Consider the following 9,052-nt stretch of genomic DNA (forward strand, 5'->3'; position numbering starts at 1 on the left):
GGTCCGGTGGCGTGGGGTCAGGAGGTAGAGGGACGTTGCTGCGGCCGCTGCCGCTAGGGCGTAGATGAGGGGCGTCGGCAGGCCGATGGTCGCGGCGGCGGTGAGCCAGGTCGCCAGGGCCGGGGCGAGGAGCCGGAGATCGTGGGTCATCTGACACCTTCGGTGCGCCGCGCGCCTTCGGGCGGGAGGAAGCGCGGAGGTGGTCTGCAACGTGACGGACGTGTGCGCGGGAGGGGGTCAGACGCGGACCATGGGTTTCAGGTCGGCGAAGCGGTGGGAGCCGATGCCGCTGACGTCCTGGAGTTGGTCGATCGAGCGAAAGCCGCCGTGCTGGGTGCGGTAGGCGACGATGCGCTGGGCCAGGACGGGGCCCACGCCGGGGAGGTCGTCCAGCTGGTCGGGGGTGGCCGTGTTGAGGTCCAGCGGGGTGCCGGGCGTGCCCGGGGCGCCTGCGCCTGCGCCTGCGGGCGGCGGAGGCGATGGTGTCGGGGCCCGGATGCCTACCGGGATCTGTTCGCCGTCCACCAGTTTGCGGGCCAGGTTGAGGGTGCCGGTCTTCGCGCCTGGGCGCGCCCCGCCGGCGGCCTTGATCGCCTCGGCGACACGTGAGCCGGACGGCAGGGTGACCACGCCCGGGTGTTCAACCTTGCCCAGGACGTGGACGACCACCGAGGACGACGCCGCCGCAGGGCTGGCCGAGAGGGTGGGTCTGGTGTCGGCCAGCGAGGCGGTCGCGGTGGGGGTCGCGGAATCCTGTGGGCGCGGGCGGGCCAGCCACAGGTAGCCGGCGGCCACCGCTGCCGCGATCACGCCCACGAGGACGAGCATGCGGACGTGGGAGCGTTCGGGGGTCGCGTGTAAGCGGGCCGCCGGCGGTGCGTCGGGTGGCTTCAACCGGCCCATGAGCGTGTGGAGACGGTCTTCCGTGGCAGGTCTCATGCCGATTGACGTTAGGGAGGGCGGGAGAAGCACCGCGGCCGGTTCAGCAATTGTGGATAACTTCGGGGTCAGCGCCGTCCGGCGGCCACCGCGGCGATGAGGAGAAGCGGCACCATGAGCGCTGTGACGTGCGACATCGTCCCCGGATCAGCGAGGTAGACGCCTCCCAACACGGCGATCGAGAGGACGCCCGACAGCAGCGTCCCGGTGTTCGTCAGCGCGGACACGGACGACGCCTGGCCCGGTCCCACGGCCGCGGTGATCCGGTCGACGAGCGGGCTGAAGCCTGCGGCATGACCGGCCCCCGCGACGAACAGGAGCGGGATCGGCAGGAGCGTAGGCCAGCCGTCCTGGATGAGGGCGGCCAAGAGCGAGGCCGCGACGGCGAGACCGAGCAGGCCTATGGCGGGGAGGTGCTCCCGTAGCGGAAGACGTGTCCACCCCAGGCCCGCCGTGGCGAACCCCACCGTGTAAGGGACGAACGTCAGGCCGGCATGGAGCGGGGTGAAGCCGAGGACGTTCTGCAGGTAGAGCGCAAGCGTGAACAGGAACCCGGTGTACGCGCCCATCACCGCGCACGCGGCGAACAGCCCGGGACGGACGAGCGGCCGAAGCAGCACGGACAGATCCAGCAGCGGCGACGTGGTCCGCAGCTCATGGACGCAGAACGCGGCGAGCATGACGCAACCCGCCACCAGCGACGGCCATGTCCAGAGCGGCCAGTGCTGCTCCCTGCCGAGCACCAGCGGCACGACGAATCCGCCCATCCCGCAGGAGAGCAGCACCACGCCCAGTAGGTCCAGATGGATGGGCTTCCTGGGCTCCGGAGGCATCAAGCGCGGTCCGACGGCAAGGAGCAGTGCGCCTACAGGGACGTTCACAAGAAAGATGGGCCTCCAACTCCCTCCAAGGGTCACGATGACGCCTCCCGCTACCTGTCCCAGGGCGACCCCTAGCGCCAGCACCATCGAGTAGAGGCCGAGCGCACGAGCCCGTGCGGGCCCGTCGAAAGCCAGCTGGATCAGCGACAGAACCTGTGGCAGCAGCAGCGCCGCCGATGCGCCCTGGCAGATCCTCGCGGTCACGAGCACGGCGCCGGAGGGAGCCAGCCCGCACGCGAGAGAGGTGACGGTGAAGCCGAACAGTCCGTAGAAGAACATCGTGCGGTGGCCGTAGCCGTCGCCTAGGCGCGCTCCTGTGACGACGAGGACGGCGAGGGCGAATGTGTAGCCGCCCGTGACGAGTTGCATCAGCGAACCGGACGCGTGCAGTCCCGCCGCGATGTTGGGCATCGCCACCGCCACGATGGAGCCGTCCATCGAGACCATCGTCTGCCCGGTGAGCAGCACGACGAGCAGCCATCGTTTGACCATTCCGCGAGTCTGCGCGGCGGCCCGCCTTGCGCGCTTGAAGATGTTTGCCCGTGCGTACGATGACGGGCATGCGCGAGTCGACGACCGTGGCAGAGACGGATGATTTCGCCGTCCATGCGGTGCGGTGCGCCGAGCATGGGCCCGGCTGGTCGGAACCGGAGCCGTTCACCGGTCACCAGGTTGTTCTGGTGCGGGCGGGACGGTTCCGCATGCGGTCGCGTCATGGACGCGTCGTCATCGACCGGACGCTGGGTTACGCACAGGCGGCAGATGAGGAGGGCCAGTTCGCGCATCCGGCTGGGGGCGACGTGTGCACGGCCATCACGCTGTCACCGAGTCTCTGGCGGCGACCGTCCGGGACGGTCAGGGTCGGCGCGCGCGCGGACGTCGCCCACCGTCTCCTACTGCGAGCCGGTCCCGACGTGACGTACGAGGCGGCCGAGCGGCTTCTGAGCCTGCTCGTCCACCTCGCGTTGGACGAGCCAGGAGGCAGGCGGCGCGCACTGGTCGACGAGGCCCGCGAGGCCATCACCGGCCGCCATCCGCAAGCCGCCGGGCTGATCTCGCTGGCCCGCCTTCTGGAGGTCTCCCCGTCCCATCTGAGCCGGACGTTCCAGAGGGAGACCGGCATGTCCGTCACCCGCTACCGGAACCGGATCCGGGTCGCCAGGGCCCTGGACCGCATCGAACAGGGCGAGCGGGATCTGTCCGGCCTCGCCGCGGACCTCGGTTTCGCCGACCACGCGCACCTCACCCGGACGGTCAAGGCGGAGACCGGCCGGCCCCCGGCGGCCCTCCGCCGCCTGCTGGGTCAGAGCTGAGGCGCCACCACGACGCCGAGCATGCCCGGTCCGACGTGGGCGCCGATGACCGGCCCGACCTCGCCGACGTAGACGTCGTGGACGTGCGGGACGCGTTCGCGCAACCGCGCCGCGAGGGCTTCGGCGCGGGCGGGCGCGGCGAGATGCTGCACCCCGAGGTCGACGTGCCGTTCACCGGCCTCGGCGACGGCGAGTTCCTCCAGTCGCGCAAGCGCGCGCGAGGAGGTGCGGACCTTCTCGAGCGGCACGATGCGCCCGTCCGCGATGTCGAGCAGAGGCTTCACCATCAGCGCGGAGCCGAGCAGCGTGGCCGCGGCGCCGATCCGTCCGCCGCGCCGCAGGTGCTCCAGGGTGTCGACGTAGATGAGGGACCGGGTCGACCGGGCCCGCCGGCGGGCGGCCGCCACGGCGCCCTCGGCGTCCCCGCCGGACATGGCCGCGGCCGCCGCGGAGAGGGCGGCGAACCCGAGGCCCATGCCGATGGTTCCGCTGTCGACGACCGTTACGGGCACGGGTGCGTCGTCGGCCGCGAGCCGCGCCGTCTCCACCGTCCCGGACATCTCCGACGACAGGTGTACGGAGACCACGGCGCGGGCTCCCGACGCGGCTGCGGTCTTGTATGCCTCGGCGAATCGCTGGGGCGCCGGACGGGACGTGCTGATGGGCTGCCATTCCTTCAGGGCCAGAGCGGCTTCGCCGGTGCTGATGTCGAACTCGTCCCGGGTGGCGCCGCCGACGGCGATCTGCAATGGGACGACGGTCAGCCCGTGCCGTTCGGCGAGCCCCGGCGGAAGGTAGGCGGTGGAATCCGTGACGACCGCGACCGCACTGCCCATGGTGGCGACATTACCCGCCGCCGGGAGCGCGCGTCAGGACTGGACGGGCACGCCGCCCCGCCAGACCCGCAGCGCGCGGAGCCCGAACGCCCAGGCGAACGCGCCCTCGTGGTCGGCGTCCCAAAGGACGATGTCGGCGAGCATCCCCGGCGCGAGCGACCCGCGGTCGCCGACGCGCAGCGCGGCGGCACCGCCGAGGGTGGCGGCGCGCAGTGCCTCGGTCACGCTCAGCCCGAACATGGCGACGGACAGCCCGATGACCAGCGGCATGGACGTGATGCCGCACTGGCCCGGATTGTGGTCGGTGCCCAGGGCGACGGTGACGCCGCGGTCGAGCATCTGCCGGACGGGTGCCGGTGCGCGGCTGCTGTTGAGGGAGCTGCCGGGGCAGACGGTGGCGGTGACGCCGGCGTGGGCGAGGGCCTTGATGTCGTCGTCGTTGGCCTGGGTGAGCAGGTCGGCGGACGCGCAGCCGACCTCGGCGGCGACCTGCGCGGCGCCGATGCGCTCGTTGGCGCAGGCGTGCATGCGCGCCTTGAGCCCGGCGCGCTTGCCGGTGAGCAGCAGGGCGCGGGCCTCTTCGGCGGTGAAGTGGCCCTCGTCGCAGTAGACGTCGATCGAGTCGGCACCGGCCACGGCGGCGTCGCCGGCCCACAGCCGGACGGCCTCGATGTAGTCGCGGCGGCGGCCGAAGAACTCGGGCGGCAGGATGTGCGCGGCGAGGAACGTAGCGTGGATGCGCGGCATGGACGGCTCGCCCTCCAGCGACCGCAGCATCCGGATGTCGGCGAGCTCGCCGTCGCGGGTGAGGTGGTAGCCGGTCTTGGCCTCGACCGTGGTGGTGCCGGCGAGGATCCACTGGCGGAGCCGTTCGCGGACGCCGTTGCAGAGCGTCCAGGGGTCGGTCCCGCGGGTGACGGTCACGGTGGAGTTCACGCCGCCGCCCGCCGCGGTGATGGCGGAGTGGGACGAGCCGCTGGTGCGCATCGCCAGCTCGGCCCAGCGGTTGCCCGCGTAGACGGGGTGGGAGTGCGCGTCGATGAGCCCGGGCGTGACGAGGCCGCCGCCGAGGTTCTCCACGTGGTCGACGTCGACGATGTCGTCGATGATGCCGGGGACGCTCTGCGGGAGGTCGGACGCGGGCCCGGCCCAGACGACCCGGTCGTCGTGGATGAGCACCGCGGCGTTGCTGCAGACGTCGGTGCCCGTCCAGAGCCTGCCGATGTTCGTCAACAGCCGTACCGTCATAGGGTCACCGACCTGGGTGGAGCCATGCGCGCTTCAGCGCGGTTCCGGGCGCCGTACGGCGTGGGGGCGGGTCGCCTGCCCTCGTTCCGGTGTTCGGACCTGCCATGGTTGGGCCACCTGCTCTCGATCCGAAACGCCGACTGGGTGCCGGCGACTCCACCATTGAGGGGTCGGGTGACCGGGAGGCCACCACTGGCAACGAGACCGGAGATATCGGTTTCGTCACGGTAGTGCACTGAAGGCCCGTCGGACAACCTCTGATCGCAGCACATCGACACCCATCACCCCGCCCCTAGCTCTACGACCGTACGGATTTCAACCGCACCGTCAAGCGGATTGGGGAAGCTGTCACCGTTCGGCGACCAGGACGCGTCTTCGGACGTCCCCGAACCGGACCTCCGGCAGGTCCCAAACCCACCGGGCCCTGTGCGGGACCCGGTGGGACAGAGATTCAGGCCGTCGGCGACACGGTCTCGTACTGGGCCAGCTCGCCCGCGAGAACGGCCGGCACACGCGCGTGCAGGACGGTGCCGTCGGCGACGTGGTCCTGCTTGAGCACCTCGCCGCGCTCGTGCACCTGCGCGACGAGGTCGCCGCGCTCGTAGGGCAGGAGGACGTGCAGCTCGCTCTCCAGCCCGGGCAGGCCGGCCTCGATCGCGGCGCGCAGCTCGTCGATGCCGAACCCGGTGCGGGCGGACACGACGACGCTGTGCGGCTCGCGGCGCTGCAGCCGCGCGACCGCCAGCTCGTCGGCGGCGTCGGCCTTGTTGATCACGATGAGCTCGGGGATCGCCGCGGCGTCGATCTCCCGCAGCACCTCCCGGACGGCGGCGATCTGCGCCTCGGGGTCGGGGTCGGAGCCGTCCACGACGTGCAGGACGAGCCCGGCGTCGGTGACCTCCTCCAGCGTCGAGCGGAACGCCTCGACGAGCTGGTGCGGCAGGTGCCGGACGAACCCGACGGTGTCGGCCAGGGTGTAGGCGCGGCCGCCGGGCGTCTCGGCGCGCCGGACGGTCGGGTCGAGGGTGGCGAACAGCGCGTTCTCCACCAGCACCCCGGCGCCGGTGAGCCGGTTGAGCAGGGACGACTTGCCCGCGTTGGTGTAGCCGGCGATGGCGACGGCGGGCACCGCGTTGCGGCGCCGCTCACCGCGCTTGGTGTCGCGCGCCTTGGACATGCCGGCGATCTGCCGGCGCAGCTTGGCCATCCGGGTGCGGATCCGCCGCCGGTCCAGCTCGATCTTGGTCTCGCCGGGGCCGCGGCCGCCGATGCCGACGCCGCCCGCGGCGCGCCCGCCGACCTGCCGGGACAGGTTGCCGCCCCAGCCGCGCAGCCGCGGCAGCAGGTAGTTGAGCTGGGCCAGCTCGACCTGGGCCTTGCCCTCGCGGCTCTTGGCGTGCTGGGCGAAGATGTCGAGGATCAGCGCGGTCCGGTCGATGACCTTGACCTGGACGGTCTCCTCCAGGTGCCGCAGCTGGCTCGGCGCCAGCTCGCCGTCGCAGATGACGGTGTCGGCGCCGGTGGAGATCACGACGTCGCGCAGCTCCGCGGCCTTGCCGGAGCCGATGTAGGTGGCCGGGTCGGGCCGGGACCGGCGCTGGACGAGCCCTTCGAGCACCTGCGAACCCGCGGTCTCGGCGAGCAGCGCCAGCTCGCGCAGGGAGTTCTCGGCGTCGGCGGCCGTTCCCTCCGTCCAGACGCCGACGAGGACGACCCGCTCCAGCCGGAGGGCGCGGTACTCGACCTCGGTGACGTCGGTCAGCTCGGTGGACAGCCCCGCGACGCGGCGGAGTGCCCGCCGGTCCTCTAGGTCGAGTTCCCCCGTCATGGGCTCGAACTCGTCCTGGGTCTGGGCCTGGTCTGCAGAGAAAGGTTGAGTCATATGTCCTCGGTAGAACGCCGCGTCGCGGCCGTATCTTCCCGGGGATCGTCTCACGCACCGTCCCCGGTGGTCACGTGGTTATCACCCCGGGATTCCCCCGTGGGGTTGACGCAAGCGCGCACGGGGAGATGTGGCGGGGACCCCGGCTTTGACCGGGCCTCGTACCGCCGAGTACCGTTCTCCACATAACAGAAGTCGAATTTCACCAGGCGAAATCAGACGAAAGGGCAGGGCAGATGGCTGGACTGGAAGGCATCGAGGTCACCGGACCCCTCGGCGAGCGGTACGAGGAGATCCTGACCCCGGAGGCGCTCGGCCTGCTCGCCGTCCTGCAGCGCGAGCTGGGCACCCGGCGCAAGGAGCTGCTGGCCGCCCGCGCGGACCGGCAGCGCGCCCTGTCCGAGGGCGGGACGCTGGACTTCCTGCCCGAGACCGCGAGCGTGCGCACCGACGACTCCTGGCGGGTCGCCGAGCCCGCCCCGGGCCTGGTGGACCGCCGCGTCGAGATCACCGGCCCGACCGACCGGAAGATGACGATCAACGCGCTGAACTCGGGCGCGAAGGTGTGGCTGGCCGACTTCGAGGACGCCAACACCCCGCTCTGGGACAACATGGTCGAGGGGCAGCTCAACCTGCGGGACGCCCTCGACCGCACCATCGACTTCACCGACGAGAAGAGCGGCAAGTCCTACGCGCTCAAGTCCGACGAGGAGCTCGCGACCGTCGTCGTCCGGCCGCGCGGATGGCACATGGAGGAGAAGCACCTCCTCATCGACGGCGAGCCCATGTCCGGGTCGCTGTTCGACTTCGGCCTCTACTTCGTCCACTCGGCGCGGCGGCAGCTGGCCAAGGGGAAGGGCCCCTACTACTACCTGCCGAAGATGGAGAGCCACCTTGAGGCGCGGCTCTGGAACGACGCGTTCAACCTCGCCCAGGACCACCTGGAGATCCCGCGCGGCACCATCCGCGCGACCGTGCTGATCGAGACGATCCCGGCCGCGTTCGAGATGGAGGAGATCCTCTACGAGCTGCGCGACCACTCCGCGGGCCTGAACGCCGGCCGCTGGGACTACCTCTTCTCGGTGATCAAGAAGTTCCGGGACCGGGGCGCCGACTTCATCCTGCCCGAGCGCAACGCGATCACGATGACCGCGCCGTTCATGCGGGCCTACACCGAGCTGCTCGTCCGGACGTGCCACAAGCGCGGCGCGCACGCGATCGGCGGCATGGCGGCGTTCATCCCGTCCCGCCGCGACGAGGAGGTCAACAAGGTCGCGCTGGAGAAGGTCCGCGCCGACAAGACCCGCGAGTCCGGCGACGGCTTCGACGGCTCCTGGGTCGCCCACCCCGACCTCGTCCCCGTCTGCCGCGAGGTGTTCGACGGCGTCCTCGGCGACCGGCCGAACCAGCGCGACCGGCTCCGCGAGGACGTGCGCGTCTCCGCCGCCGGCCTGCTCAACATCAAGGACACGCCCGGCGAGATCACCGAGGCCGGCCTGCGCGGCAACGTCGACGTGGCGCTGCGCTACCTCGCCACCTGGCTGGACGGCGCCGGCGCCGTCGCGATCCACAACCTGATGGAGGACGCCGCCACCGCGGAGATCTCCCGCTCCCAGGTGTGGCAGTGGATCTACAACGGCGTGTCCACCGCCGAGGGCCGCAAGATCACCAAGGAGTGGGTGGAGCAGCTGCTGGACGAGGAGCTGGCCAAGATCCGCGAGGAGCTGGGCCAGGCGTACAACGAGCCCCGCTACAACCAGGCCGTGACCCTCTTCAAGGAGGTCACCCTGGCCGACGAGTACTCCGAGTTCCTGACCACGCCCGCCTACCAGACGTTCCCCTAAGAAGTTCGGCGGTGACTTCGGTGGCCGGGGCCTTGGGGCGCCGGCCACCGAAATCACCGCATGGACCCCCGCTCCTCGCGGGCCGGGGTTTCGGGGGTGGTCGCGGGAT

Annotated in this window: 7 protein-coding genes; 2 read left to right on the top strand and 5 right to left on the bottom strand. The window is 71.4% G+C overall.

What is annotated here, in order from left to right; translation table 11 throughout:
* Window positions 1-237: 237 nt before the first annotated feature.
* Window positions 238-939 (bottom strand): ComEA family DNA-binding protein, encoded by a 702-nt coding sequence (locus E1293_RS40145; protein WP_132204248.1) that lies wholly within the window; start codon window positions 937-939, stop codon window positions 238-240.
* 68 nt (window positions 940-1,007) lie between these two features.
* Window positions 1,008-2,312: an MFS transporter gene (locus E1293_RS40150; protein WP_132204250.1), complete on the bottom strand. Its 1,305-nt coding sequence runs from the start codon at window positions 2,310-2,312 to the stop codon at window positions 1,008-1,010.
* A gap of 68 nt (window positions 2,313-2,380) precedes the next feature.
* On the opposite strand from E1293_RS40150, the gene E1293_RS40155 reads away from it, so the two are divergent.
* On the top strand, window positions 2,381-3,133 hold the full coding sequence (locus E1293_RS40155; protein WP_132204252.1) for a helix-turn-helix domain-containing protein: 753 nt from the start codon (window positions 2,381-2,383) through the stop codon (window positions 3,131-3,133).
* On the opposite strand, the gene E1293_RS40160 is transcribed toward E1293_RS40155, so the two are convergent.
* From E1293_RS40160 to hflX, 3 genes are all read right to left on the bottom strand, one after another.
* Window positions 3,124-3,969 carry a DegV family protein gene (locus tag E1293_RS40160; RefSeq protein WP_132204254.1) on the bottom strand — a complete coding sequence of 282 codons (846 nt, stop codon included), beginning with the start codon at window positions 3,967-3,969 and terminating at the stop codon, window positions 3,124-3,126. The two genes, E1293_RS40155 and E1293_RS40160, sit on opposite strands and share 10 nt — an antisense overlap.
* Window positions 3,970-4,002: 33 nt before the next feature.
* Window positions 4,003-5,217 (bottom strand): imidazolonepropionase, encoded by a 1,215-nt coding sequence (hutI, locus tag E1293_RS40165; RefSeq protein ID WP_132204256.1) that lies wholly within the window; start codon window positions 5,215-5,217, stop codon window positions 4,003-4,005.
* A gap of 451 nt (window positions 5,218-5,668) precedes the next feature.
* Window positions 5,669-7,099: a GTPase HflX gene (hflX, locus tag E1293_RS40170; protein WP_132204258.1), complete on the bottom strand. Its 1,431-nt coding sequence runs from the start codon at window positions 7,097-7,099 to the stop codon at window positions 5,669-5,671.
* 236 nt (window positions 7,100-7,335) lie between these two features.
* Between hflX and aceB the strand changes: the two genes are divergently transcribed.
* Window positions 7,336-8,943: a malate synthase A gene (gene aceB, locus E1293_RS40175; RefSeq protein ID WP_132204260.1), complete on the top strand. Its 1,608-nt coding sequence runs from the start codon at window positions 7,336-7,338 to the stop codon at window positions 8,941-8,943.
* The last annotated feature ends 109 nt before the right edge of the window (window positions 8,944-9,052 follow it).

This window comes from Actinomadura darangshiensis, from assembly GCF_004349235.1.
Classification (GTDB): domain Bacteria; phylum Actinomycetota; class Actinomycetes; order Streptosporangiales; family Streptosporangiaceae; genus Spirillospora; species Spirillospora darangshiensis.

Bases quoted from the DNA above. Each gene is read 5' to 3' on its own strand.
- E1293_RS40145 (WP_132204248.1), bottom strand. From the start codon at position 939: ATGAGACCTGCCACGGAAGACCGTCTCCACACGCTCATGGGCCGGTTG.
- E1293_RS40150 (WP_132204250.1), bottom strand. From the start codon at position 2,312: ATGGTCAAACGATGGCTGCTCGTCGTGCTGCTCACCGGGCAGACGATG.
- E1293_RS40155 (WP_132204252.1), top strand. From the start codon at position 2,381: ATGCGCGAGTCGACGACCGTGGCAGAGACGGATGATTTCGCCGTCCAT.
- E1293_RS40160 (WP_132204254.1), bottom strand. From the start codon at position 3,969: ATGGGCAGTGCGGTCGCGGTCGTCACGGATTCCACCGCCTACCTTCCG.
- hutI (WP_132204256.1), bottom strand. From the start codon at position 5,217: ATGACGGTACGGCTGTTGACGAACATCGGCAGGCTCTGGACGGGCACC.
- hflX (WP_132204258.1), bottom strand. From the start codon at position 7,099: ATGACTCAACCTTTCTCTGCAGACCAGGCCCAGACCCAGGACGAGTTC.
- aceB (WP_132204260.1), top strand. From the start codon at position 7,336: ATGGCTGGACTGGAAGGCATCGAGGTCACCGGACCCCTCGGCGAGCGG.